The 22,645-nt window shown below is 69.4% G+C and carries 24 protein-coding genes; 12 read left to right on the forward strand and 12 right to left on the reverse strand.

Annotation, left to right across the window (positions count from 1 at the left end):
• The first annotated feature begins 216 nt into the window (after positions 1 to 216).
• Positions 217 to 2,022: a methyl-accepting chemotaxis protein gene (locus GSQ87_RS14435; protein ID WP_158916076.1), complete on the forward strand. Its 1,806-nt coding sequence runs from the start codon at positions 217 to 219 to the stop codon at positions 2,020 to 2,022.
• Between the two features lie 20 nt (positions 2,023 to 2,042).
• Positions 2,043 to 2,414, forward strand: a complete 372-nt coding sequence (locus GSQ87_RS14440) for a hypothetical protein (RefSeq protein ID WP_158916077.1) — start codon at positions 2,043 to 2,045, stop codon at positions 2,412 to 2,414.
• Positions 2,415 to 2,429: 15 nt separating this feature from the next.
• On the opposite strand, the gene GSQ87_RS14445 is transcribed toward GSQ87_RS14440, so the two are convergent.
• Positions 2,430 to 2,867: an EamA family transporter gene (locus tag GSQ87_RS14445; protein WP_158916078.1), complete on the reverse strand. Its 438-nt coding sequence runs from the start codon at positions 2,865 to 2,867 to the stop codon at positions 2,430 to 2,432.
• A 13-nt stretch (positions 2,868 to 2,880) separates the two neighbouring features.
• A complete protein-coding gene (locus GSQ87_RS14450) occupies positions 2,881 to 3,270 on the reverse strand; it encodes a DUF4282 domain-containing protein (RefSeq protein WP_158916079.1) in 390 nt (129 codons plus the stop codon).
• Positions 3,271 to 3,421: 151 nt separating this feature from the next.
• Here GSQ87_RS14450 and trxB point away from each other — a divergent pair, with 151 nt between their 5' ends.
• The 3 genes from trxB (at position 3,422) to GSQ87_RS14465 (ending at position 6,343) form a co-directional block, all read left to right on the forward strand.
• Entirely contained in the window at positions 3,422 to 4,423 is a 1,002-nt protein-coding gene (trxB, locus tag GSQ87_RS14455; protein WP_158916080.1) for a thioredoxin-disulfide reductase, read from the forward strand.
• 167 nt (positions 4,424 to 4,590) lie between these two features.
• Entirely contained in the window at positions 4,591 to 5,631 is a 1,041-nt protein-coding gene (gene obgE, locus GSQ87_RS14460; RefSeq protein ID WP_158916081.1) for a GTPase ObgE, read from the forward strand.
• A gap of 13 nt (positions 5,632 to 5,644) precedes the next feature.
• Positions 5,645 to 6,343: a nicotinate-nucleotide adenylyltransferase gene (locus GSQ87_RS14465; protein ID WP_158916082.1), complete on the forward strand. Its 699-nt coding sequence runs from the start codon at positions 5,645 to 5,647 to the stop codon at positions 6,341 to 6,343.
• 57 nt (positions 6,344 to 6,400) lie between these two features.
• Here GSQ87_RS14465 and GSQ87_RS14470 read toward each other — a convergent pair whose 3' ends face one another.
• On the reverse strand, positions 6,401 to 6,619 hold the full coding sequence (locus GSQ87_RS14470) for a hypothetical protein (RefSeq protein WP_158916083.1): 219 nt from the start codon (positions 6,617 to 6,619) through the stop codon (positions 6,401 to 6,403).
• A 212-nt stretch (positions 6,620 to 6,831) separates the two neighbouring features.
• Between GSQ87_RS14470 and GSQ87_RS22995 the strand changes: the two genes are divergently transcribed.
• The 3 genes from GSQ87_RS22995 to GSQ87_RS14485 all read left to right on the forward strand — a co-directional run bounded on the left by GSQ87_RS22995 (position 6,832) and on the right by GSQ87_RS14485 (position 9,784).
• A complete protein-coding gene (locus tag GSQ87_RS22995; protein ID WP_158916084.1) occupies positions 6,832 to 7,986 on the forward strand; it encodes a hypothetical protein in 1,155 nt (384 codons plus the stop codon).
• Between the two features lie 117 nt (positions 7,987 to 8,103).
• On the forward strand, positions 8,104 to 9,069 hold the full coding sequence (locus GSQ87_RS14480) for an NAD-dependent epimerase/dehydratase family protein (RefSeq protein ID WP_158916085.1): 966 nt from the start codon (positions 8,104 to 8,106) through the stop codon (positions 9,067 to 9,069).
• Positions 9,059 to 9,784, forward strand: coding sequence for a nucleotidyltransferase family protein (locus tag GSQ87_RS14485; RefSeq protein WP_158916086.1), 726 nt, complete (start codon positions 9,059 to 9,061; stop codon positions 9,782 to 9,784). The genes GSQ87_RS14480 and GSQ87_RS14485 overlap by 11 nt, the downstream gene beginning before the upstream one ends.
• A gap of 17 nt (positions 9,785 to 9,801) precedes the next feature.
• Here the strand turns inward: GSQ87_RS14485 and GSQ87_RS14490 are convergent, their stop codons facing one another.
• A complete protein-coding gene (locus GSQ87_RS14490) occupies positions 9,802 to 11,064 on the reverse strand; it encodes a pitrilysin family protein (RefSeq protein ID WP_158916087.1) in 1,263 nt (420 codons plus the stop codon).
• A gap of 105 nt (positions 11,065 to 11,169) precedes the next feature.
• Between GSQ87_RS14490 and GSQ87_RS14495 the strand changes: the two genes are divergently transcribed.
• A complete protein-coding gene (locus tag GSQ87_RS14495; protein WP_158916088.1) occupies positions 11,170 to 12,414 on the forward strand; it encodes an adenosylmethionine--8-amino-7-oxononanoate transaminase in 1,245 nt (414 codons plus the stop codon).
• Between the two features lie 164 nt (positions 12,415 to 12,578).
• Here GSQ87_RS14495 and GSQ87_RS14500 read toward each other — a convergent pair whose 3' ends face one another.
• From GSQ87_RS14500 to GSQ87_RS14510, 3 genes are read right to left on the reverse strand one after another with little or no spacing between them, the layout of a single operon-like run.
• Positions 12,579 to 13,016 carry a DUF488 family protein gene (locus tag GSQ87_RS14500; RefSeq protein WP_158916089.1) on the reverse strand — a complete coding sequence of 146 codons (438 nt, stop codon included), beginning with the start codon at positions 13,014 to 13,016 and terminating at the stop codon, positions 12,579 to 12,581.
• Complete coding sequence (locus tag GSQ87_RS14505) at positions 13,013 to 13,543, reverse strand: GNAT family N-acetyltransferase (protein ID WP_158916090.1); 531 nt, start codon at positions 13,541 to 13,543, stop codon at positions 13,013 to 13,015. Before GSQ87_RS14505 ends, GSQ87_RS14500 begins: the two co-directional genes overlap by 4 nt.
• A 38-nt stretch (positions 13,544 to 13,581) precedes the next feature.
• Positions 13,582 to 14,079: an Lrp/AsnC family transcriptional regulator gene (locus GSQ87_RS14510; protein ID WP_174241441.1), complete on the reverse strand. Its 498-nt coding sequence runs from the start codon at positions 14,077 to 14,079 to the stop codon at positions 13,582 to 13,584.
• 116 nt (positions 14,080 to 14,195) lie between these two features.
• On the opposite strand from GSQ87_RS14510, the gene ald reads away from it, so the two are divergent.
• The 3 genes from ald (at position 14,196) to hppD (ending at position 17,843) form a co-directional block, all read left to right on the forward strand.
• Positions 14,196 to 15,296, forward strand: a complete 1,101-nt coding sequence (ald, locus tag GSQ87_RS14515; protein ID WP_158916091.1) for an alanine dehydrogenase — start codon at positions 14,196 to 14,198, stop codon at positions 15,294 to 15,296.
• A gap of 194 nt (positions 15,297 to 15,490) precedes the next feature.
• Entirely contained in the window at positions 15,491 to 16,663 is a 1,173-nt protein-coding gene (locus GSQ87_RS14520) for a pyridoxal phosphate-dependent aminotransferase (protein WP_254062980.1), read from the forward strand.
• A 118-nt stretch (positions 16,664 to 16,781) separates the two neighbouring features.
• A complete protein-coding gene (gene hppD, locus GSQ87_RS14525; RefSeq protein WP_371416672.1) occupies positions 16,782 to 17,843 on the forward strand; it encodes a 4-hydroxyphenylpyruvate dioxygenase in 1,062 nt (353 codons plus the stop codon).
• Positions 17,844 to 18,005: 162 nt separating this feature from the next.
• Here hppD and GSQ87_RS14530 read toward each other — a convergent pair whose 3' ends face one another.
• The 5 genes from GSQ87_RS14530 to fliI all read right to left on the reverse strand — a co-directional run bounded on the left by GSQ87_RS14530 (position 18,006) and on the right by fliI (position 22,589).
• Positions 18,006 to 18,812: a TOBE domain-containing protein gene (locus GSQ87_RS14530; protein ID WP_158916093.1), complete on the reverse strand. Its 807-nt coding sequence runs from the start codon at positions 18,810 to 18,812 to the stop codon at positions 18,006 to 18,008.
• Positions 18,813 to 18,863: 51 nt separating this feature from the next.
• Positions 18,864 to 19,640 (reverse strand): molybdate ABC transporter substrate-binding protein, encoded by a 777-nt coding sequence (modA, locus tag GSQ87_RS14535; RefSeq protein WP_216839334.1) that lies wholly within the window; start codon positions 19,638 to 19,640, stop codon positions 18,864 to 18,866.
• Between the two features lie 71 nt (positions 19,641 to 19,711).
• Entirely contained in the window at positions 19,712 to 20,830 is a 1,119-nt protein-coding gene (locus GSQ87_RS14540) for an endo-1,4-beta-xylanase (protein ID WP_158916094.1), read from the reverse strand.
• A complete protein-coding gene (locus tag GSQ87_RS14545) occupies positions 20,827 to 21,237 on the reverse strand; it encodes a flagellar export protein FliJ (protein WP_158916095.1) in 411 nt (136 codons plus the stop codon). The genes GSQ87_RS14540 and GSQ87_RS14545 overlap by 4 nt, the downstream gene beginning before the upstream one ends.
• Complete coding sequence (gene fliI, locus GSQ87_RS14550) at positions 21,234 to 22,589, reverse strand: flagellar protein export ATPase FliI (RefSeq protein ID WP_158916096.1); 1,356 nt, start codon at positions 22,587 to 22,589, stop codon at positions 21,234 to 21,236. Before fliI ends, GSQ87_RS14545 begins: the two co-directional genes overlap by 4 nt.
• Between the last annotated feature and the right edge of the window lie 56 nt (positions 22,590 to 22,645).

Genomic DNA, 22,645 nt, shown 5'->3' on the forward strand with positions numbered 1-22,645 from the left:
ATTATCGGTGGGATTCCCGCTATAACCGCTACGGCTATTACAACGGCGGCTACTGCTAAGCCGTCGTTCGCGTAGGCGACGCGCTCAATCCAAGCGGTGGGGGCGACCCCACCGCCCTGGCGATCGCGGTCGCCGAAACGCAAGCTGGCCCTTAAGGCGAGCGCTCAATCAAAAGTAACTGGAAAAAAACTCGGGTCTGGCAGGTTGGAGACCTCTTTGCAGGTTTCTCTGTCCATGCACGGCTCCGCCCTCGCCTTTCGCATCGCCGCCGCCAGCCTGGTCGCCGTAACGCTCGCCGCACTGCTTCCCTTGGCGCGCGTGGCGGTGGGCGGGGCTGGCCTGCTGGAATTGACAGCGTGGGCCGTCGGCGGAATAGCGTTGGGCGGCGGTGTCGCGCTGCTGGCGATCCACCTGAGCCTCGCGCCGCTGACGCGCATATCCGCCGAGATCACCGAGATTTCGCGTGAACTGGTCCAGCACGAGACCTTCTCGCGCGCCCAGAACAGCCTCGACCGCAATCTGCGCCTTCTGCGTGAAACCCTGTCGCGCCATGGCGACCCGCGCCGGGTCGGCGACAAGCTGTATTTCGGCGATCACCTGTTGAATGGCGATTTCACCGCCGTGGACCACGTCCGCAGCGTCGCCGGGGGAACAGCGACGGTGTTTCTCGGCGATCTGCGGGTCTCGACCAATGTGGTCAAGCCGGACGGGACACGGGCCGTGGGAACCCGGCTGGCGGCGGGCGCGGTCCACGACGCCGTCCTGGGCCAGACCAAGGGCTATCGCGGCGAGGCGGATATCCTCGGCGAAGCCCACTTCTCCATCTACGAACCGATCCTGGCCGACGGCGAAGTGATCGGGGTCCTGTACGTCGGCGTGAAGAAAGCCGACTTCGTGGCCCAACCGAGCCCGGCGCTCCGCGATCCGCTGGCTCAGATTTCCAGGGCGGCGACCACCTTCCGCGCCGCCGCCGCCGCCCAGGCCGAAGCCGAGCGCGAAGCCCTCTCCGGACGCCAGGCCTCGGAGGACCTGCGCCGCCAGCAGGACGGGGCGCGCCAGATCGACGTCGCCCGCCAGCGCGAGGTGGTTCAGGCGATGTCCACCGCGTTGAAGCGCCTGTCGCAGGGCGATCTCGACTGCGACGTGAAACAGACGTTCCCCAGCGAGTACACAGCGCTCCGCGCCGACTTCAACTCCGCCATCGCGGCCCTGCGCGAGACAGTGGGCGGCGTCACCGAAGGATGTCTGACCCTGCGTCAGAGCGCGAGCGAAATCCAGCAGGCGGCGGATTCGCTTTCCCAGCGTACGGAGAACCAAGCCGCCAGCCTGGAACAGACCGCCGCCGCCCTCGACCAGATCACCGCCACGGTGAAGACCACCGCCGACGGCGCACGCACCGCCAGCACCCTGGTCGCCGACACCCGCCGTCGGGCCGAGCAAAGCAGCGCCACCATGGCCGAGGCGGTCGAGGCCATGGGGTTGATCCAGACCTCCTCGCGCCAGATCGAGGCGATCATCGGCGTGATGGACGAGATCGCCTTCCAGACCAAGCTGCTGGCCCTGAACGCGGGTGTGGAAGCCGCCCGGGCCGGCGACATGGGTCTGGGCTTCGCCGTGGTGGCCAGCGAAGTGCGCGCGCTGGCCCAACGCTCCGCCGACGCCGCCAAGGAGGTGAACGCCCTGATCGCATCGTCTTCGCGCCATGTCGAACAGGGTTCGGACGCGGTAGGGCGCACCGGGAAGGCCTTGTCGGCCATCGCCGGCCAGGTGGTGGAGATCGACTCGGTCGTATCCAGCATCGCCGGCTCGGCGCGCGAACAGGCCGCGGGACTGGAGCAGGTGAACACCGCCATCAACGACATGGATCGCCTGACCCAGCAGAACGCCGCCATGGTCGAGCAGTCCACCGCCGCCAGTCATGACCTCGCCCGCGAAACCGACCGCCTGACAGAGCTGACGCAACGCTTCCGCCTTGCCGAGACGCCCGCGCCGCCGCCGCAAAGACGGCGAGCCGCAGCTTAAGGCCTCGTCAGGTGGAAGATATGGACGACGACACGCTCACCGAAACCCACCCCATCGCCGTCCTGGCGAGGGTCGGGCTGCTGGTGGCCGTCGGCATCCTGATCACGGCCTCGCTGCTGACGCCGCCGCGCCTGTTCTATTCGTATCACGCCCAGCACTTCGTCGCCTTCTACGTGCTGTCGCTGACGGCCGCGCTGGCGATCAAGCGCAAGACCATCATCGGCCTGGGTGTGCGCATCGCCATCTTCGCATTCTGCTTCGAGATGATCCGCTCGTTCTCGCCGCTGCACGCGCGCACGACCTACCTGGATTGGATAGCGGACGCGGCGGGGATCATCGGCGCCCTGGCCCCGATGCTGGGCCAGAAGATCCGGCAACGTTTCAAGGCCTGACGCCGCGGCTTGGCCTCAGCCCTTGATGGCCAGCAACAAGGCGCCCGCGCTCACCAACGCGACGCCCAGCCAGTTCTTGCCCGACAGCCGCTCGCCCAGCACCGTGGCGGCGAAGATGGCCACCAGGGCCACGCTCAGCTTGTCGATGGGCGCGACGCCCGACGCCGGGCCGAGCTTCAGCGCGCGGTAGTAGCAGAGCCAGGAGCCGCCGGTGGCGAGCGCCGACAGGATCAGGAACACCCAGGTCCGCCCGCCGATCGTCCCGACCGGTCGCCAGCCGCCCGTCGCCGTGACGATGGCGCCCGTCATGCCCAGGATCACGATGACGCGGATGAAGGTGGCGAGGTTGGAATCGATCCCCTCGACCCCGATCTTGCCGAAGATCGCGGTCAGCGCCGCGAACGCCGCCGATCCCAGGGCCCATACCGCCCAGGCGGGAACGACCTGGGCCATGGTGAAACCGGACCTAATCGCCCAGGTTCATCGGCCCGCTTGCGGGAGGCGTCTGTTGGGCGCCTTCGCGCTCGGCCTGGGCGCGCATGATGTTCAGGTTCTCGGCAATGCTGAAGACGGCGACGAAGAACTCGCATGCGCCACGCCACAACAGGGCCAGCACCGCCATGATCAGCAGGCCCGCCACCAGGGCCGGAATGGCCACCAGCAACCCTTCGAAGCTGAGTTCGCGCAGGGCCAGGCCCGCCGAGGCGCCGACCGCGCCGAAGCCGAACAGCAGGATCAGGGCCAGGCCGCCCCAGTAGATCATATGGATGACCGGGCCGGTCAGCAGCCGGTCGAGGGACAGGAGATCGAACACGGCGCTACGCTTGCGCCGGCCGGAGGTCGCGTACAAGCTCATGGCGGCCCTGGTCCCCCTAACGCCTCATCCCATCAGGGACGGCCACGTACGATTGGCTAGCAGCGCACGCGCGAGCGTGCAATGCGTCCTGCCGGCCGAATCGTCCCTACATATAATCCGCCGTCACCGAAGAACCTCCGAAGAGCCTCCCATGTCCGAGCCCAGAACCGTTCGCGTCGCCATCATCGGCTCCGGCCCCGCCGGCCTCACCGCCGCCATCTATTCCGCGCGCGCGCTGCTGAACCCCGTGCTGATCGCCGGCCTGGAGCCGGGCGGCCAGCTCACCATCACCACCGATGTCGAGAACTATCCGGGCTTCGCCGAGGTGATCCAAGGCCCCTGGCTGATGGAGCAGATGCGCGCCCAAGCCGAGCACGTGGGCACCGAATTCCTCGACGACCTGGTCGCCCGGGTCGACCTGTCCAAGCGCCCGTTCCGTATCGAGCTCGACAGCGGGTCGACCATCCTGGCCGAGACGCTGATCATCTCCACCGGCGCCCAGGCCAAGTGGCTGGGGCTGGAAAGCGAGCAGCGTTACCGGGGCTTCGGGGTCTCGGCCTGCGCCACCTGCGACGGCTTCTTCTATCGCGCCAAGGAGGTCGTGGTGGTGGGCGGCGGCAACACCGCGGTGGAGGAGGCCCTGTTCCTCACCACCTTCGCCTCCAAGGTGACGCTGGTGCATCGCCGCGACGAATTCCGCGCCGAGCGCATCCTCCAGGAGCGCCTGTTCGCCAACCCCAAGGTCGAGGTGATCTGGGACACCGCCGTCGAGGAGATCCTGGGCGACGGGACCCCGCCGACGGTCAGTGGCGTGCGCCTGCGCAACGTCAAGACCGGCGCCTGCTCGGAGCTGAAGACCGACGGCGTGTTCGTCGCCATCGGCCATGCCCCCGCCTCCAGCCTGTTCAAGGGTCAGCTCGAGGCCGACGAGAGCGGCTACCTGAAGGTGATCCCCGGCACGACCGCGACCGCGATCCAGGGCGTGTACGCCGCCGGCGACGTCACCGACCACGTCTACCGCCAGGCGGTCACCGCCGCCGGCATGGGCTGCATGGCCGCGCTCGAGGCCGCCCGCTTCCTGGCCGAAGAGGACCACCGAAAGGCGCACCACCCGATCTCGCACGGAGAGGCGGAGAAGATCGGAGCGTGGTGAGCTAATCCGGTGCTGCGCGCCAGATTGTCCGTATCTACCGTGTAGATCGTGCCATTTGGCCGACTTACCGGTATGTAGACGCGGAACATGCAGTTGTAGCCTCGACGCCATTCTTGCGGCTAGTCGGGCCGACGCACTCTTAAACGCCGGAATCCAGTGTCCCTTCGATGAAATTCCTCGACCAGTGCAAAGTCTTCGTGCGCTCGGGCGACGGCGGCGGGGGAGCCGTGTCGTTCCGGCGTGAGAAGTTCATCGAGTACGGCGGTCCAGACGGCGGCGACGGTGGACGGGGTGGCGACATCTGGGTCGAGGCGGTCGAGGGGCTGAACACCCTGATCGACTACCGCTACCAGCAGCACTTCAAGGCCGGCACCGGCGTCCACGGCATGGGCCGCCAGCGCAGCGGGCTCGGCGGTGAGGACGTGGTGCTGAAGGTCCCCGTCGGCACCCAGGTGCTGGAAGAGGACAACGAGACCCTGATCGCCGACCTGGACGAGGCCGGCGCGCGGCTGCGCCTGTGCAAGGGCGGCAACGGCGGCTTCGGCAACATCCACTTCAAGGGGCCGATCAACCAGGCCCCCCGCTTCGCCATGCCCGGACAGGAGGGCATAGAGCGCTGGGTCTGGTTGCGGCTGAAGCTGATCGCGGACGCCGGCCTGATCGGCCTGCCCAACGCCGGCAAGTCCACCTTCCTTGCGGCCGTCAGCGCCGCCAAGCCTAAGATCGCCGACTATCCCTTCACCACCCTGACCCCCAACCTGGGCGTGGTGGATCTGTCGACCCAGGAGCGGTTCGTCATCGCCGACATCCCCGGCCTGATCGAGGGCGCATCCGAGGGACTGGGCCTGGGCACCCGCTTCCTCGGCCACGTGGAGCGCTGCAAGGTGCTGATCCACCTGATCGACGGCACACAGGAGGACATCGGCCTCGCCTACACCCAGATCCGCCACGAACTGGAGACCTACGGAGCCGGCCTGTCCGAGAAGCCCGAGATCGTGGCCCTGAACAAGATCGATGCGCTCGACCCCGAAACCCGGGCCGAGCGGCTAGCGGAGCTGGAGGCGGTCACCGGCAAGAAGCCACTGCTGGTCTCAGGCGTATCCGGCGAGGGGGTGACAGTCCTGCTGCGCGCGGCCCTGGCCCGTATCCGCCCCTCCGAGGAAGACGCCGCGGCGGCCGCCGAGGCCGCTGGTCCCTGGCAGCCGTAAGGGCGAAGCGCGCATGTGGCTGGCGGGGCCGGCGAGGCGGATCGGCGCCGCGGGGACGCCCGGCGCGCTGAAGCTGGGCTTCGACCTCAAGCCGGGCATGCGCGTGGGCGTGTTCGGCGGCTCGTTCAATCCCGCCCATGAGGGTCACGCCCACGTGGCCCAGACCGCCCTGACGCGGCTCGGGCTCGACCGGGTGATCTGGCTGGTGTCGCCGCAGAACCCGCTGAAGAGCTCCCACGGCGTGACGCTCGCCGCCCGCATGGCCAGCGCGCGCGGCATGGCGCGGGGGCCGTCGATGATCGTGACCGACGTGGAGAGCCGGTTCGGCTCGACCTATACCATCGACACCCTGCGCAAGCTCAAGGGTCGTTTTCCCGGCGTGCATTTCGTCTGGATCATGGGCGCCGACAACATGGCCAACTTCCATCGCTGGCGCGGCTGGGCCGACATCATGCGCACCACGCCCATGGCGGTGGTGTCGCGCCCCGATTCGATGCTGCAGAGCCGCTCCGCGCCCGCCGCACGCCGTTTCGCCCACGCCCGCCGCCCTTCGCGGGAGGCGGCCTTGCTGGCGACGGCGCACACGCCGGCCTGGACCTATCTCCGCGCCCCGCTGAACTTCCAATCCTCGACCGCCCTGAGGCGCGCCGTCGCGGACCTGGACCAGACCGGACAGCAAAAGGCCCGGGCCGGAGAACCGGGCCGGGCCTGAAACTCAAAGCGTGATCACCGTTCGAAGGACGCCGAAGCGCCCGACGCGCTGATCCTCTTAGTGGCCGTAACGCGCGGCGCGCATACGGCGCTTCTTCATCACCGCCATGTGGTGCCCGACGGCGCAGCCCGCCGCCGCGCCCAGCAGGGTGTGGTGGCCCGCAACGTGGCCGGCCACGCCGCCGACGACGGCGCCGCCGAGGCAGCCCGCGCTAGCCGAACCCGCCGTGCTCGCCAGGATACCCGCCAGGGCCAGGCCCGCGATCTTCGCCTTCATGTGCATCTCCATTCATCCGCTTGGCCGCACGGCTCCCCCGGAGTCCGGCGTGTCGAAGCCCGCCAAGCTTAACACGGTTTGCCGAAGTTTCCCCAGACCGCCGATTCGCAGACCGCCGATTCGCGCCGACCGCGAACTGGCGCGGGTCTTGAGACAGCGCTCCCCAACAAGGCGCCCGCCTCCGGGTCATGTGCCAAAACGGAGCGATTTCTATGGTTTTCCGCGTGATGGCTCTCGCCGTGGGACTGACTGGCCTAGCCGCAACCTCGGCGCTCGCCTGCGAACCCGGTCAGGAATGCGGCGCCTGGACGCCGGCGTCCCCGGCCTATGCGGTGGTTCCGCCTTCGGGTTACGCCGTCGTCCCGCCGCCCGCATACGCCATGCGCCCGGCGCCCGGATACGCCGAAGCGACCGAAGCCGGCTACGCCGCGGGTTACGCCGTTCAGGACCAACGCTACGTCGCTCGCCCGGCGCCGACGCGGGTCTATCAGCGCGCACAGCAATCGGCCGGTTACGGACCCGCCAACCGCTACGGATACGGTGTGGGCTATGTGGACGCGCAGGGGCCCTGCGACGTCTGCGCCCAACCGGCCCCTGCACCGGCGCCTGTGATCGTCGAGGAAGAGGCCCCCGCATTCGGCGAAGGCTTCTTCTCCGGCGGCGGTGGGGCCGGCCCTGATTCGATGGGCGGCGGCGGTGGCGGCGGTGGTGGCTCGGGAGAGAGCGCCTTCGACCAGGTCAGCGCCTGGTCCCAGAACATCGGCGCAGCCTATGTTAACGCCTCGATCAACGCCCGGGCGAACGCCGGGGCTTCCGCATCGGCGTCGGCTTCCGCGTCCGCGACCTCTTCTTCGAGCACGCAGGTGATCGTGATCGGCGGCGGCGGTTCGCATGGCCACGGCCATGGCGGCGGCGGCTATCAACATGGCGGCGGCGGCAAGGGTGGCGGAAGCGACTGCGGCTGCGACGAAGGCGGCGGCGGCAAGAGCGGCGGCGGAAGCGGTTATGGCGGCGGCATGAGCGGGTGGGGCGGCCAGGGCGGCTCCAGTGGCGGCTACGGCGGCGGCAATAGTGGCGGCACGAGCGGTTGGGGCGGCCAAAGCGGTTCCGGCGGCGGTCACGCCGGCAACGGTGGCGGCATGGGCGGCGGCTGGAGCGGCGGCATGAGCGGTGGCGTCGGCCACAGCGGTTCCGGTGGCGGCCACGCCGGCAATGGCGGCGGCATGAGCCTGAGCATGGGCGGCTGGGGCGGTCATGGCGGCGGAGTCGGCGGCGGCGGCCATAGCGGCGGCGGCAAGTCCGGCTGCGGTTGCGGCGGAGTCGGCGGCGGCTCCAGCAGCGGCGGCGGCCACGGGCGTCGCCGCTAAGCCAAAAATCTCGGCCGGCGCGCGACGAAAAGCCCGCACGCCGGCCCGATCCGCTGATGCGCACGGGCCGGCTGCGGGTATAAGCCCCCGGCGAACTAGGTGTGCGGGAGCGGTGGAATGATCATCGTGACGGGGGCGGCCGGCTTCATCGGCGCGGCTCTGTCCGAGCGGCTGCTGGACCTCGGCGAAGAGGTGACGGGTGTCGACAGCTTCAACGCCTATTACGATGTCGGCCTGAAGGAGGCCCGTACCGCGCGTCTTTCGAGCCGGCCGGGCTTTCGCATGGTCCGCCTGGACGTGGCCGAGGCCGAGCCTTTCGCGGCCCTGGTGCGCGACAGCGGCGCGGATCGCGTCGTCCACCTCGCCGCCCAGGCGGGGGTGAGGCATTCGATCGAGAACCCCTTCGCCTACGAGCGCGCCAACGTCGCCGGCCATCTTTCGGTGCTGGAGGCCTGCCGTCACGCGCCGGCGGTGAAGCACCTGGTCTACGCCTCCTCCAGCTCAGTCTACGGCGAACGCGGGGCCGAACAGGGTTTCCGCGAGGACGATCCGGTCGACAATCCCGTCTCGCTCTACGCCGCCACCAAGCGTGCGGGCGAGCTGATGAGCGCCAGCTATTCCAAGCTGTTCGGCCTGGCCCAGACGGGGCTGCGCTTCTTCACCGTCTACGGGCCTTGGGGCCGGCCGGACATGGCCGCCTTCCTATTCACCCGCGCCATCCTGGCGGGCGAGCCGATCCAAGTGTTCAACGACGGCCGGATGCTGCGCGACTTCACCTATATCGACGACATCGTCGACGGGGTGCTGGGCGTGCTCGGCCATCCCGCCGCGCCCGGCGAGGCCAGGTTGTTCAACATTGGCGACAACCGCCCGGTGGTGCTGATCGACATGATCGAGGCGCTGGAAAAGGCGCTTGGGCGCACGGCCGTAAAAGAGATGCTGCCGATGCAGCCCGGCGACGTGCCCACCACCTTCGCCGACATCTCCAAGCTCAACGCGCTCTGCGGCTACCGGCCCAAGGTGATGCTCGAGGAGGGCGTCCCGCGCTTCGTCCACTGGTACAAGGCCCATTATGGCGTCTGACCGCGCGCCGCCCCGACAGGCCGTGTTCCTGGTCGGCGGCCTGGGAACGCGGCTTGGCGAACTCACCCGCGCCACGCCCAAGCCCCTGGTCGAGGTCGCCGGCCGACCCTTCCTGGACTGGCTGGTCGACGAGACCCTACGCCAGGGCGTGCGCGACATCGTACTGCTGTCCGGCTACCGCGCCGCCCAAATCGAGGCGGCGATGGCGCGGCTGGCGGACCTGGGCATGACCCTGACCCATTCGGTGGAGCCCGAACCGCTCGGCACCGCCGGCGCCCTGGTCCATGCCCGCGCGCACTTGGCCGAGGATTTCCTGCTGCTGAACGGCGACAGCCTGTTCCGCATCGACCTGACCGATCTGGCGCGCCCCGACAGCCCGGACACGCTGATGCGGCTGGCGCTGCGGCGTGAACCTGACGCTGGCCGCTACGGCTCGGTGCGGCTCGACGGGGATCGGGTGACGGGCTTTGCGGAAAAAGCTTCGAGCGCCGAGCCCACGGCCGGGCTGATCAACGGCGGCGTCTACTGGATACGCCGGTCGGTGGTCGAAAACCTGGCGCCCGGGCCGCTGTCGCTGGAGCGCGACGTGCTGCCGGGGCTGGTGGCGGCGGGCCGGGTCGGCGGCCGGATCTACGACGCGCCCTTCATCGACATCGGCATTCCGGAATCCCTGGCTCTGGCTCAGACCTATGTGCCCGAGGCGTTGAAGGGCTAGAGCCGCCTATCGGCCGCTCATCCCCGCAGCCGCGCTCGAAACGCCTCGGCCGCAGCCCCCGCCCGCTTGGGCCCCAGCACTGCCGCCGCCGAACGGCTGGCGATCAGGCGTCCGCCGACCCGGCGCAGGTCTTCCGCGCTCACCGCATCGATCGCCTGGGCCAGGTCTTCCGGCGCGAACAGCCGGTCGAACAGGTGCAACTGGCCGGCGGCCTGCTCGGCGCGCGACAGCGGGGATTCGCGGGCCATGAACAGGGAGGACTTGAGCTGGGCCTTGGCGCGTGAAAGCTCGCTGTCGCTGGGCGCCTCGGCCAGGGCGACGATCTGCTCCGCGCTCAACCGCGCCGCTTCGGTCGCATCGGCGGCCGAGGTCCCGGCGTAGACGCCGAACAGCCCGACATCCTCGAAGTTCTCGCAATAGGCGTCGATGGCGTAGGCCAGGCCCCGCGTCTCGCGCACCACCTGGAACAGGCGCGAAGCCATGCCCCCGCCGAGCGCCTCGGCGAACACCCGCATGGCGAAATAGTCGGGATCACGCGCGCTGACGCCCTCCAGCAACAGCACAAGATGCGCCTGTTCGAGCTTGCGGGTCTCCAGCTCCACCCCGCCGGCGAAGGCGCCCGCCTTCGGCTCGGCCGCGCTCCCCACTGAGCGGGCGTCGCCGAAGGCCGCCTCGGCCAGGGCCAGCAGTTCGTCCTCGTCCACCGCGCCAGCCGCGCTGACCACGATGCGGGCGGGGTCGTAGAGGCCGGCGTGATAGGCGCGCAGAGTCTCGGGCGTTGCGGTCCCGATGCTCTCCGGAAAGCCCAGGATCGGGCGGCCCAGCGCCTGGCCGGCGAAGGCGTGGGCCTGGGCCAGATCGAACACCCGGTCGTCGGGCGCGTCGGCGGCCTCGGCGATCTCCTGGCCGATGACGCCCTTCTCCTGCTCCAGGTCGGCTTCCATCAGGGTCGGGCGACGAACCAGGTCGCTCAGCACGTCCATGGCTAGCGGCAGGCCGCCCTTGAGGCAGCGGACCTGGAAGCTGGTGCGCTCATAGCCGGTGGCGGCGTTGATCTGGCCGCCCTCGGCCTCGACCGCCTCGACGATGTCCTGGGACGAACGCTCGCCCGCTCCCTTGAACACCATGTGCTCCAGCAGGTGCGACCAGCCGTTGTGCTCAGCCGCCTCCCAGCGCGCCCCGCCCCGGATCACCACCGAAAGGGCCAGGCTCTGTAGCCCCTCCATGGGATCGCAGACGATGCGGATACCGTTGGGCAGGGCGTGCAGGCGGGCGGTCAAGACGGGGAGAATCCTTCTGTGCAGCGTGTCACATGCGACGTCCCCCACCTCCCGCACAAGAGGCGCGACGATTTCACCGGGCGGCGCTCAGGGCTATGAGCAGGCATGGCGAGACCGGACCAGGCCCTGTGGCGGCCCTACACCCAGATGAAGACGGCCTCCGCACCGCTGGAGGCGGTGCGCACCGAGGGCGCACGGATCGAACTGGCCGACGGCCGAATACTGATCGACGGCATAGCCTCGTGGTGGACCGCCTGCCACGGCTACAACCACCCCCACATCCGCGCGGCGGTCGAACGCCAGCTCCACGAGATGCCGCACGTGATGTTCGGCGGCCTGACCCACGCCCCGGCCGAGCGGTTGGCGCATCGGCTGGCGGTCCTGCTGCCAGGCGCGCTGAACCACGTCTTCTTCACCGACAGCGGGTCGGTGGCGGTGGAGGTGGCGATGAAGATGGCGCTGCAGCTCTGGCGCAATCGGGGCGTGGAGGGCCGCACCCGCTTCCTGGCCTTCCGCGAGGGTTATCATGGCGACACGCTGGGCGCGATGTCGGTCTGCGACCCGGACGAGGGCATGCACGCCCGCTTCGGCGCCGCCCTGCCCGCCCAGCTCTTTGCCGATCTGCCGCGTACCGCAGAAACCATTCAGGCGCTGGACGACCTCCTGGCCGCTCATAGGGACACCCTGGCCGCGGTGATCGTGGAACCGCTGGTCCAGGGCGCGGGCGGGATGCGTTTCCATACGCCCGACACCCTGGCGCGCGTCGCCGAGGCGGCGCGTCGCCACGGCCTGCCGCTGATCGCCGACGAGATCTTCACCGGCTTCGCGCGCACGGGGACGATGTTCGCTTGCGAGCAGGCCGGCGTGGTCCCCGACATCGTCTGCCTGTCCAAGGCGCTGACCGGCGGGACCATGGCCCTGGCGGCCACGGTGGCGACCGACGAGGTGTTCGACGCCTTCTGGTCCGACGACCCCGCCTTCGCCCTGATGCACGGCCCGACCTTCATGGCCAATCCGCTGGCCTGTGCTGCGGCCAACGCATCGCTGGACCTGTTCGAGACCGAGCCCCGGTTGGCGCAGGTGGCGGCGATTTCCGAACGGCTGGCGGCGGGGCTGGAGCCTTGCCGGGGCGTGGCAGGTGTGGCGGACGTGCGCACGTTGGGCGCCATCGGAGTGGTTCAGTTCACCGCGGCGCCAGACCGCGAGGCGCTGAAGCGGGCGTTCGTCGAGCGTGGCGTCTGGGTGCGGCCCTTCGGCGACATCGTCTACCTGACGCCGGCGTTGAACATCGGCATGGACGAGCTGGACCGGCTGACCTCGGCGGTGGTGGAGGTGGTGGGCGAAATCTGAGTTCCTTCCCCCTCGAAGGGGGAAGGCCAGGATGGGGGTGAGTGCAGGCGGGTGCGGAATGGTCTTTTGAGGCGCCGCCTCCTCAGCCCATCCTAAGCCTTGGCGGCCACACCCTCACCCCGCCCTCTCCCTTCGAGGGAGAGGGAGAACATTCCCTGGAGGGATCACAGGTGCACGATCTCGGCGCCCGTGCGCTCGGCCATCAGCTCCGCCACGATCTTGCGATGACAGCAGGCGGCCTCAGCCTCGTAGCAGAGCAGACAGACCCGCTCTTCGCCGCTGCGCCGCACCGCCTCCTCCAGCGCGCCCAGCGCGGTCGCCGTCTGCATGTGCTCAGCGAAGATGGCCTGCATCTCCGCCACTCTCCCAGCCCGCGCCGCAACCCGGCCGGACTTGGGCGTGCCAAGGTCGCGCAGGTGCAGATAGCCGATCCCCTCGTCGCGGACGCTGCCCGACAGCAGAGTCTTGGAGAAGCCCGGCCGGCGCGAGGCCGCCACCGCCCGCACGTCGATCAGCAATCCCACCCGCGCCGCCTTCATCCGGCCGATCACCTCGGCCAGCGGGGCCTTCTCATAGCCGATGGTGGCGATGGGCGCTGTCATCGCGGGCCACGCTCGAACAGGATGGTGGCGTGGTCCTTGTAGGTGGTGTGGGCGTAGGGGACATAGCCCAGCTTGTCCGCCAGTCGGATCGACGGCGCATTGGTCGGGTCGATCATGCAGACGGTGCGCACATTTCCGAAATGCACGTCGCCCCAGGCCATGGCTGCGTCCGCCGCCTCCCGCGCATAGCCCTGGCCATGAACGCCCGACGCCAGCGCCCAGCCGATCTCGGGCGCGCCGTCGAAGCCGGGTTCCAGGGTGCGCTCCAGGTCCGCGAAACCGACCTCGCCCACGAACCGGCCGCCCTGGGCTTCGCGCACGCACCAGTAGCCGAAGCCCAGCACCGCCCAGTGCCCCACATAACGTAGCAGGCGGGACCAGACCTCCTCGCGCGAGAACGGCCGCCCACCGATGAAACGCGCCACTACGGGATCGCCCCACATGGCGGCGCTGTCCTCGAAGTCGTCGGTCGTGTGCATGCGCATCACGAGGCGTTCGGTGTGCAGAACGGGCGGCGCGCTCGACATGGAGCGAGGCTAGCAAGGCTTTCCGCCAAGCGCGAGGGTTACAGCGGCAGCACGCCCCGCTTCACCACCGCGCGGAGCGCAATGCTGGAATTGACCCGCACCACGCCGGCCAACCGGGTCAGGCGAGTGGCGTGGATACGCTCCAGGTCGTCGATGTCGCGCGCCACGAGCCGCAGCAGATAATCCGCGCTTCCGGTCATCAGGTAGCACTCCATCACCTCGGGGATGTCGGCGATGGCGCGCTCGAACGCCTGCAGGCTGTCTCCCGACTGGGCGGCCAGGGTGACGGTGACGAAGACGCTGAGCGGGAAACCCGCCGCGCGCTGGTCGATCACGGCGGCGAACCGCTCGATCAGCCCGCGGCTCTCCAGCAGCTTCACCCGCCGCAGGCAGGCGGAGTCCGACATGCCCACCGCCTGGGCCAGTTCGGCGTTGGTGGTGCGCCCGTCCTGCTGCAGCAGGCGCAGGAGCTGGCGATCGCGCACGTCCAGGCCGTTTGTCGCCATAGCCTCGACATCGGTGGATTTCGTCTTCATCGGCGCCTCCGATCGCAGCATCTGCGAATCCGCAGGCCCGACAAGCTTGATTTAGACCAAAGTCGGCGCGTCGGAAAAGCTACACTGCAGCCAACGACTACCCGCAGGAGGATGCGATGAGGATCGGCGTACCCAAGGAGATCAAGAGCCAGGAGAGCCGGGTGGGCCTGACCCCCGGCGTCGTCCACGCCCTGGTCGAGAACGGCCACGAAGTGTTTGTGGAAACCCATGCCGGCGCGGGCGTGAGCCTGAGCGACGAGGACTACCGCGCCGCCGGCGCCAAGGTGGTCGACAGCGCCCAGGCGGTGTTCGACTCCGCCGAGCTGATCATCAAGGTGAAGGAGCCCCAGCCGGTCGAGATCGCCCGCCTGAAGCCGCACCATGTGCTGTTCACCTACCTGCACCTAGCGCCCGATCCCGAGCAGACCAAGGGCCTGCTGGCCTCCGGCGCGACCTGCATCGCCTATGAGACCATCACCGATAAGGCCGGCCGCCTGCCGCTGCTGGCGCCGATGAGCCAGGTCGCCGGCCGCATGTCGGTCCAGGTCGGCGCGGGCGCCCTGCTTCAGCCCGCCGGGGGACGCGGCCTGCTGCTCGGCGGCGTGCCGGGCGTGGCTCCGGCCAAGGTGATGATCCTGGGCGGGGGCGTCTCGGGCGAACACGCGGCGCAGATGGCCGTGGGCCTGGGCGCCGACGTGACCCTGTACGACATCAACCCCTCACGCCTGGCCCAGCTCGACGCCCAGTTCGGCGGCCGGCTGAAGACCCAGTTCTCCGCCCGCGACGCCATCCTCGCTGGCCTGAAGGATGCAGACCTGGTGATCGGCGCCGTGCTGGTGGCCGGCGCCGCCGCCCCCAAGCTGGTGCGCCGCGCGGACCTGGCGATCATGAAGAAGGGCTCGGTCCTGGTGGACATCTCCATCGACCAGGGCGGCTGTTTCGAGACCAGCCGGGCCACCACCCATGCCGAGCCGACCTTCGTGGTCGACGGCGTGGTGCACTACTGCGTGGCCAACATGCCGGGCGCCGCGCCCATCACCTCCACCTATGCGCTGGGCGCCGCGACCGCGCCCTACGTGATGAAGTTGGCGGACAAGGGCATGGACGCCGCCTTCGCCGAGGATGCGGGCTTCGCCGCCGGCCTCAACGTCAAGGGCGGCAAGCTGACCTGCCGCGCCGTGGCGGAATCGCTCGGCATGGAAAACCTGCTGGCCTGATGTCCATGCGCTCTCCCTTCCCCCTCGAAGGGGGAAGGGCGGGGTTGGGGGTGAGTGCAGGCCGTATCTGGAAGGACAGTTGAGGCCAGGCCTCTTCGATTTCGTCTGAACCCATGGTGGCCACACCCCCGCCCTACCCTCCCTCTTGAGGGGGAGGGATGCGTTTGATTGCGAACGGCGCTATGGGGCCACCCATGTCAGCGCCCCTCGCCCGCCCCCGTGTCCAGGCCCTCGCCGCCTCCCAGGTGCGCGAGGTGGCCAACGCCGGGTTCGGCCAGGCAGGCGTGCTGCGCTTCTGGTTCGGCGAGAGCGACCGCGCGACCCCCGACTACATCCGCCAGGCCGCAACCGAGGCCCTGGCGGCGGGGCGCACCTTCTACACCCACAACCAGGGCCGACCGGAACTGCGCGCCGCGCTGTCGGACTATCTCGGGCGCCTTCACGGCCGCGAGATCACGCCCGAGCGGCTCTCGATCACCAGCTCGGGCGTCTCGGCGCTGATGGTGTCGATGCAGGCGGTGCTGGACCCGGGCGACCGGGTAGTGGTGGTCACGCCGGTCTGGCCCAACCTGTTCGAGATACCCCGCGTCCTCAACGCCGAGGTGGTCGAGGTCGGGCTGGAACCTCGAAACGGCGTCTGGGCGCTGGACTTCGACCGGCTGCTGGAGGCGATCACGCCTGAGACGCGGCTGGTGCTGCTGAACTCTCCCAACAACCCGACCGGCTGGGTCTTGCCGGCGGAGCTGCGCGCGCCGCTGTTGGCGCATTGCCGCCGGCTGGGCGTCTGGCTGCTGGCCGACGACGTCTACGAGCGGCTGACCTTCGACCCCACGACGGCGAATGCGCCCTCCTTCATGCCCCTGGCCGAGCCCGACGACCGGCTGATCAGCACCAACAGCTTCTCCAAGGCCTGGCTGATGACCGGCTGGCGGTTGGGCTGGATCGCCGCGCCGGAGAGCCTGCATACCGATATCGGCAAGCTGCTGGAGTTCAACACCTCCTGCGCGCCCGACTTCGTCCAGGCCGGCGGCGAGGCGGCTCTTCGCGAGGGCGAGCCCCACATCGCCGAGCTGCGCGCCGACCTGCTGGCCAAGCGTGACCGGTTGATCGCCGGGCTGCGCACCCTGCCGGGGATCGAGGCGCCGACGCCTGAGGGGGCGATGTACGCCTTCTTCCGCATCGAGGGCCAAGGGCCGTCCGTGCCGCTGGCCAAGCGCCTGATCACGGAGGCCGGATTGGGCCTGGCGCCCGGCGGCGCATTCGGCTCGCGAGGCGAAGGCTGGCTGCGCTGGTGCTTCGCCGCCGCCGCACCCGCGCTGGACGAGGGGCTGGAACGGCTGGCGGGTTGGTTGGCTAAGGGCGGCTGACGGGGCAGGTCACGATGTTTTTTCCTGCGACAGGGGCATAAACCCCGCTTCTTCGGGTTATAGTGGCGCAAATTCGTGCGCGCTCATGCTGCGCCGACACCCCCGGAGACGCCTTCGCATGGACCACAACGACAATCCCCTCGGCCTAGACGGTTTCGAGTTCGTCGAATTCACCAGCCCCCAGCCCGACCGCATGATCGCGCTGTTGGAGCAGCTCGGCTTCGTGGCGGCTTCGCGCCATCCTGAACGCGATGTGGTCCGCTACAAGCAGGGGGGGATCAACCTGCTCGTCAACCGCGCGCCGTCCGGTCAGGCCGCCGCTTTCCGCGCCGCCCACGGCCCCTCCGCCAACGGCATGGCCTTCCGGGTGCATGACGCCGAAGCCGCCTACGCCGAAGCCATCGCCCGTGGGGCCAGGCCGGCGGATGCGGGGTCGAGCGCCCTGGGCGCAGACGCCAAGGTCGTGGAGGGGATCGGCGGCAGCCTGCTGTATCTAATCGACCGCTACGGCGCGAAGGGCTCGATCTACGACGGCTGGGAGCAGGTCCCGGGCGCAGCCGCGGCGGAAGCTGAGAACAGCGTCGGCCTGGATATCCTCGACCACCTGACCCACAACGTGAAGCGTGGCCAGATGCGGGTGTGGTCCGGCTTCTACAGCCGGATCTTCGGCTTCGAGGAGCAGAAGTACTTCGACATCAAGGGCAAGGCGACCGCCCTGTTCAGCCAGGCGATGATCGCGCCCGACAAGGCCATCCGCATCCCGCTGAACGAAAGCCAGGACGAGAACTCCCAGATCGAGGAGTTCATCCGCGAATACAACGGCGAGGGCATCCAGCACCTGGCCCTGACCACGCCCGACATCTTCGACACCGTCGAGCGGCTGCGCGCGCGCGGCGTCCGGCTGCAGGACACCATCGACACCTATTACGAACTGGTCGACGAGCGCGTGCCCGGCCACGGCGAGGACATGGAGCGGATGCGCAGGAACCGCATCCTGATCGACGGCGACGTGCACGGCGAGGGGCTGCTGCTGCAGATCTTCACCGAGAACCTGTTCGGTCCGATCTTCTTCGAGATCATCCAGCGCAAGGGCAACCAGGGCTTCGGCAACGGCAACTTCCAGGCCCTGTTCGAGTCCATCGAGCTCGACCAGATCCGGCGGGGTGTGGTGAAGGCGTAGGCTTAAACTCCTTCTCTCCTTGCGGGAGAAGGAGGGGACCCAGCAAAGCTGGGAAGGATGAGGGGTCTCTGAACATCGGCGACTTAGGCGGCGCGACCCCTCACCCTCCCATTGCTAGGCAATGGGTCCCTCCCTCTCCCGCAAGGGGAGAGGGGAAAAAGTCTACTCCACCGCCAGGATCACGTGGGAGGCCTTGATCAGGGCCTGGGCCTTGTCGCCGACCTTGAACGGCAGGCTCTCGCCGCTCTCGCGGGTGATGGTGGCGGTCAGGGTCTTGCCGACGTCAAGCTCCAGCACGACCTCGTCGTTCACCGCCCCGGTCTCGTGGCGCAGCACCACCCCGGTCAGGCAGTTGCGGGCGGAGGTGATCAGCGGCTCGGCGCCCGGCGCCAGGATCACGAAGCTCGACTTCACCAGCGCCACCGCCGGCTTGCCGACCTCGAGCCCCAGCTCCTCCACGCTGGCCTTGGTGACCAGGGAAACGATCTGGACCGTATCGCTGATCTTCAGCGTCACCTCGCAGTTCACCGCCCCCTGGGTGATGCTGGACACCGTTCCGCGAAAGGCGTTGCGCGCGCTGGTCTTCATGCCGAGGCTCCAAAGGAAGGTGTCGAGGTGGGGCTCGCTATGCCCCGAAACGGCGGACTGAAGTTGGGCCATAACCGTCTGCAGGGCGGTGTTCAGATGCTCGAATCCCGCGATGACCGCCTCGCCCGCCGGGGTTAGAACGGCGCCGCCGCCCTGGCGACCGCCGGTCTGGCCCACCACCAATGGCCGGTCGAACAGGTTGTTCAGCGCCTGCACCGCATCCCAGGCCGAACGGTAGGTGATCCCCACCGCCCGCCCGCCAGCCGAGATCGAGCCGTGCTCGTGGATGGCCTTCAACAGCGCGATCCGCTCCGCGCCCACGCGGGAGTCGTCGCCGCGCCGCATCTGCAGGGCGGCGTAGAGCAGGGAGTCGGAGGTCATGGCGGCCGAACCTCGCACAGTTGGCCGCCTGCTGTCATCCGATGGCGAGCACTACTTCGCCAGCGAGACGAAGCCGTACTTGTGGAACACCGCCGCCGCTTCGGGGCCCTCCAGGAAGCGGACATAGGCGTCGGCGGCGCCGTTCGCGCCCTTGGTCAGGGCGATGGGGTAGCGAATGAGCGGGTGGGTGTCCTCGGGGAACAGGCCCACGATCCGCACGCCCGGATCGATCTTGGCGTCGGTGTCGTAGACGACGCCGAGTGGCGCCTCGCCCCGGTCGACGAAGGTAAGGGCCGCGCGCACGCTTTCGCCGTAGACCACCTTGGCCTCGACCTGGGGCCACACGCCCAGCGCCGTCAGCGCCGTCTTGCCGTAGCGCCCCGCCGGCACGTCCGCCCCGGCCATGGCCAGCTTGCCGTCGCCCAGCGCCTGGACCAGCGGCATCCCGCGCCCGATCTTCAACTTCACCGTCGAGGCGGCCGGCGCGATCAGGGCCAGGTGGTTGGTCAGCAGATCGCGGCGCGAAGCCGGCTTGATCTGGTCCTGTTTGGCGAGCGCGTCCATCCAGTCGCTGTCGGCGGAGATGAACACGTCGGCCGGCGCGCCCTGGCCGATCTGGCGCGAGAGCACCGAGGAGGCGGCGTAGGAGGCGTGGATCACCGCGCCGGTGCGCTTGGTATAGGCGGCGTCGGCCTCGTCCAGACTGTTCTTCAGCGACGCGGCGGCGAACACGGTGATCTGGTCCGGCGCGGCGACCGCCGGAACGGCCGCACCCAGGCCGAGGGCCAGGGCCAGCCCGGCCAACATCGCTTTCAGATTGCCCGACATGACGACTCCGCATCGCTGTATTTCGCGCCAGCATAACGAGGCGGCAGGCGCGATGCACGCCCGGTCTCGGCTCAGCGACGTGTTTGCAGCGCGTCGGCCAGCGCCCAGAAACCGGGCTTGGCATGACCATGGTCGTCGAAGGTCAGGGGCGCGTCGGTCCCGTCGCCGGCGTTCGGGGAGCGACGCAGCCAACTGTCCTTGTCGCGCAGGCCCCAGGTGGTGAAGGCGAAGCGCTGGCGCGGCGGCAGGTCGAGGAACGCGCCCATCACCTCGGCGTAGCGCCCGGCCTGGGCCGCCAGCTTCTGCTCGCGCGGGCGTAAGTCCATCCGGTCGCCGCGCAGCGACACGTCCAGCTCCGAGACGTGGATCGGCAGGCCGAAACTCGCCAGTTCGCGGATGGCGGTGCGGCCGGCGCCGGGCGGCAGGTGGATGTCGATATGGGTCTGGGTGCCGATCCCGCCGATGGGGGCGCCGCGCTTAAGCAGCCGCTCGACCAGCCGCATGAAGGTCGCACGCTTGGCCGGCGTGACCTCAAGATTGTAGTCGTTGATCAACAGCACCGCCTGGGGGTCGGCCTCGCGGGCGTACTGGAAGGCCAGGAGCATGTAGTCCTCCTGGCCGAGGTTGCGGCTGTAGATGCAGTCGCGCAGGCCCTCGCCGTGCTCGGTCACCGCCTCGTTGACCACGTCCCAGGCGACCGCCTGCCCGCGATAGCGGCCTACCACGGCGAGGATGTAGTTGCGCACCGCGTTGTCGAAGGCCCGCTTGTCACCGTCGATCCGCTTCAGGGCCGGCGGGTCCTGGGCGTACCAGACCAGGGTATGGCCGAACAGGCGCAGGTCCTCGCGCTGGGCGAAGGCGGCGATCCTGTCGGCGCGGGTGAAGTCGAAGGTCCCGTCGTCCTTGAGGATCGACTCCATCTTCATCTCCCACTCGGCGGTGACCTGGGAGCATTGGCGGGTGGCGAGCGTCGCCCAGTCCGGATCGTCGATCAGACCGGTGGAGACGCAGGTCCCGAGGGGAAAGCCAGCCAGCTCCTTTAGCGCCGGCGGCGGATCGGGACGGGGAACATCATAAAGCGTGGCGCCGGACGCCTCGGCCTGACCGCGCCCGCAGCCCGACAGGGCCAGCGCCCCGCCCGCCGCCAACAGGGCGCGGCGGTGCGGCCGGTTCGCCGCGCCTTGGGTCACCGCGTGCCTGTGCGCCGCAACGCGATCTCGTCCAGGGCGGCGGTCTCGCGCTTGGCGGCGACGCCGGCGGCGGCCTTGCGCGCGGCCTCGGCCAGGTTCTCGTATTTCTTCTGCTCCTCGAAAGCGCGGCCCAGCGCGTCGCGCGCGCCCTGCTCTTCCATGATGCAGACGTTCAGGTCGGCCTGAGCCTTGGCCTGGCGCTGCTTCAGCGCCTCGCGATAGCCGACCAGATACCAGCCGGCCTGGGCGTCGTTGGTGGCGTGGACGCTTTCCTGGCGGCCCTCCACCTGCAGACTTTCCAGCACCAGTTCGAGGGCGAACCTGCGGTCGGCGATATACTTCAACCGCTTCTGCAGGGTCTCGATCTCGAGATCGGCCAGCCGGATCAGCGACTCCCTCCAGCTCATGCGAGGCTACCGGGCATGGGGGCTGAACTTTCCAGGATGGCGTGGAGCTGGGCGAAGGACTGGGCCAGCGAACAGGCCTCGTCCTTGTTCTGGGTCAGGAAGGCTTCCAGCGCCGGGTTGAGCACGATGGCGCGGTCGATGATCGGGTCGGAGCCGGCGCGGTAGGCCCCGATGCGGATCAGCTCCTCCATGTTGGCGTAGGCGGCCATTACCTGGCGCGCGCCCTTGACGACCTCGCGCTCGGGCAGGGTCTGGCAGCCGGGCATGGTGCGGCTGATCGACTTCAACACGTTGATGGCCGGAAAGCGCCCGCGTTCGGCGATCGTCCGTTCCATGACGATGTGACCGTCCAGGATACCGCGCACCGCGTCGGCGATCGGCTCGTTGTGGTCGTCCCCGTCCACCAGCACGGTGAAGATGCCGGTGATCGGCCCCGCCATGGTGCCGTCCGGGCGGACCGGTCCAGGACCGGCGCGCTCCAACAGCTTGGGCAGTTCGGTGAAGACGGTGGGGGTGTAGCCCTTGGTGGTCGGCGGTTCGCCGGCGGCCAGGCCGATCTCGCGCTGGGCCATGGCGAAGCGGGTGACGCTGTCCATCATGCACAGCACCTCCAGGTCCTGGTCGCGCAGGAACTCGGCGATGGCCAGCGTCAGGTAGGCGGCCTGGCGGCGCTTCAGGGCCGGTTCGTCGGAGGTGGCGACCACCACGATGGCGCGCGACAGGCCCGCCTCGCCGAGCGTCTCCTCGATGAATTCGCGGACTTCGCGGCCCCGCTCGCCGATCAGCCCGACCACCACCGCATCGCAGGTGGCCTCGCGCGCCAGCATCGACAGCAGCACCGACTTGCCGACGCCAGAGCCGGCGAACACGCCGAGCCGCTGGCCCCGGCAGCAGGTGGTGAACACGTCCATGGCGCGCACGCCCAGGTCCAGCCGCTCGCCCACCCGGCCGCGCGCATGGGCGGCCGGCGGCGGCGCGCGCAGGGAATAGGCCACCTGGCCCTGGGGCAGCGGTCCCTTGCCGTCGATGGGGTCGCCGAAGGCGTCGATGATGCGGCCGCGCCAGGCCAGCGTCGGGCGCACGGTGTCGCCCTCGGGGCGGATGCGGATCTCGGCCCCCGGCGCCACGCCCTCGACCGGGCCGAACGGCATCAGCAGGGCGCGGGTGTCGCGAAAGCCCACGACCTCGGCCGGTAGCCACTGGTCGCGCGGGCGCTCGATGTCGGCGCGCGCGCCGATGGGCAGGCGGGTCAGCCCCCCCTTGGCCTCGATCAGCAGCCCGTTCACCGCCGCGACGCGGCCGGAGACGGTCAAGGGATCGATCCGCTCGACGGCGGCGATCAGGTTACGCAAGGCGGCGATCCTAAGGGCGCGACACAGCCCTGCGCCACCATGAGGGGACGGCTTTA

The organism is Caulobacter sp. S45 (assembly GCF_009765965.1).
Classification (GTDB): Bacteria; Pseudomonadota; Alphaproteobacteria; order Caulobacterales; family Caulobacteraceae; genus CAHJWH01.

Excerpts from the sequence above, each read along its gene's own strand:
- GSQ87_RS14440 (WP_158916077.1), top strand. The coding sequence starts at position 2,043 with ATGGACGACGACACGCTCACCGAAACCCACCCCATCGCCGTCCTGGCG.
- GSQ87_RS14445 (WP_158916078.1), bottom strand. The coding sequence starts at position 2,867 with ATGGCCCAGGTCGTTCCCGCCTGGGCGGTATGGGCCCTGGGATCGGCG.
- GSQ87_RS14450 (WP_158916079.1), bottom strand. The coding sequence starts at position 3,270 with ATGAGCTTGTACGCGACCTCCGGCCGGCGCAAGCGTAGCGCCGTGTTC.
- trxB (WP_158916080.1), top strand. The coding sequence starts at position 3,422 with ATGTCCGAGCCCAGAACCGTTCGCGTCGCCATCATCGGCTCCGGCCCC.
- obgE (WP_158916081.1), top strand. The coding sequence starts at position 4,591 with ATGAAATTCCTCGACCAGTGCAAAGTCTTCGTGCGCTCGGGCGACGGC.
- GSQ87_RS14465 (WP_158916082.1), top strand. The coding sequence starts at position 5,645 with ATGTGGCTGGCGGGGCCGGCGAGGCGGATCGGCGCCGCGGGGACGCCC.
- GSQ87_RS14470 (WP_158916083.1), bottom strand. The coding sequence starts at position 6,619 with ATGAAGGCGAAGATCGCGGGCCTGGCCCTGGCGGGTATCCTGGCGAGC.
- GSQ87_RS22995 (WP_158916084.1), top strand. The coding sequence starts at position 6,832 with ATGGTTTTCCGCGTGATGGCTCTCGCCGTGGGACTGACTGGCCTAGCC.
- GSQ87_RS14480 (WP_158916085.1), top strand. The coding sequence starts at position 8,104 with ATGATCATCGTGACGGGGGCGGCCGGCTTCATCGGCGCGGCTCTGTCC.
- GSQ87_RS14485 (WP_158916086.1), top strand. The coding sequence starts at position 9,059 with ATGGCGTCTGACCGCGCGCCGCCCCGACAGGCCGTGTTCCTGGTCGGC.
- GSQ87_RS14495 (WP_158916088.1), top strand. The coding sequence starts at position 11,170 with ATGGCGAGACCGGACCAGGCCCTGTGGCGGCCCTACACCCAGATGAAG.
- GSQ87_RS14500 (WP_158916089.1), bottom strand. The coding sequence starts at position 13,016 with ATGACAGCGCCCATCGCCACCATCGGCTATGAGAAGGCCCCGCTGGCC.
- GSQ87_RS14505 (WP_158916090.1), bottom strand. The coding sequence starts at position 13,543 with ATGTCGAGCGCGCCGCCCGTTCTGCACACCGAACGCCTCGTGATGCGC.
- GSQ87_RS14510 (WP_174241441.1), bottom strand. The coding sequence starts at position 14,079 with ATGAAGACGAAATCCACCGATGTCGAGGCTATGGCGACAAACGGCCTG.
- ald (WP_158916091.1), top strand. The coding sequence starts at position 14,196 with ATGAGGATCGGCGTACCCAAGGAGATCAAGAGCCAGGAGAGCCGGGTG.
- GSQ87_RS14520 (WP_254062980.1), top strand. The coding sequence starts at position 15,491 with ATGTCAGCGCCCCTCGCCCGCCCCCGTGTCCAGGCCCTCGCCGCCTCC.
- hppD (WP_371416672.1), top strand. The coding sequence starts at position 16,782 with ATGGACCACAACGACAATCCCCTCGGCCTAGACGGTTTCGAGTTCGTC.
- GSQ87_RS14530 (WP_158916093.1), bottom strand. The coding sequence starts at position 18,812 with ATGACCTCCGACTCCCTGCTCTACGCCGCCCTGCAGATGCGGCGCGGC.
- modA (WP_216839334.1), bottom strand. The coding sequence starts at position 19,640 with ATGTCGGGCAATCTGAAAGCGATGTTGGCCGGGCTGGCCCTGGCCCTC.
- GSQ87_RS14545 (WP_158916095.1), bottom strand. The coding sequence starts at position 21,237 with ATGAGCTGGAGGGAGTCGCTGATCCGGCTGGCCGATCTCGAGATCGAG.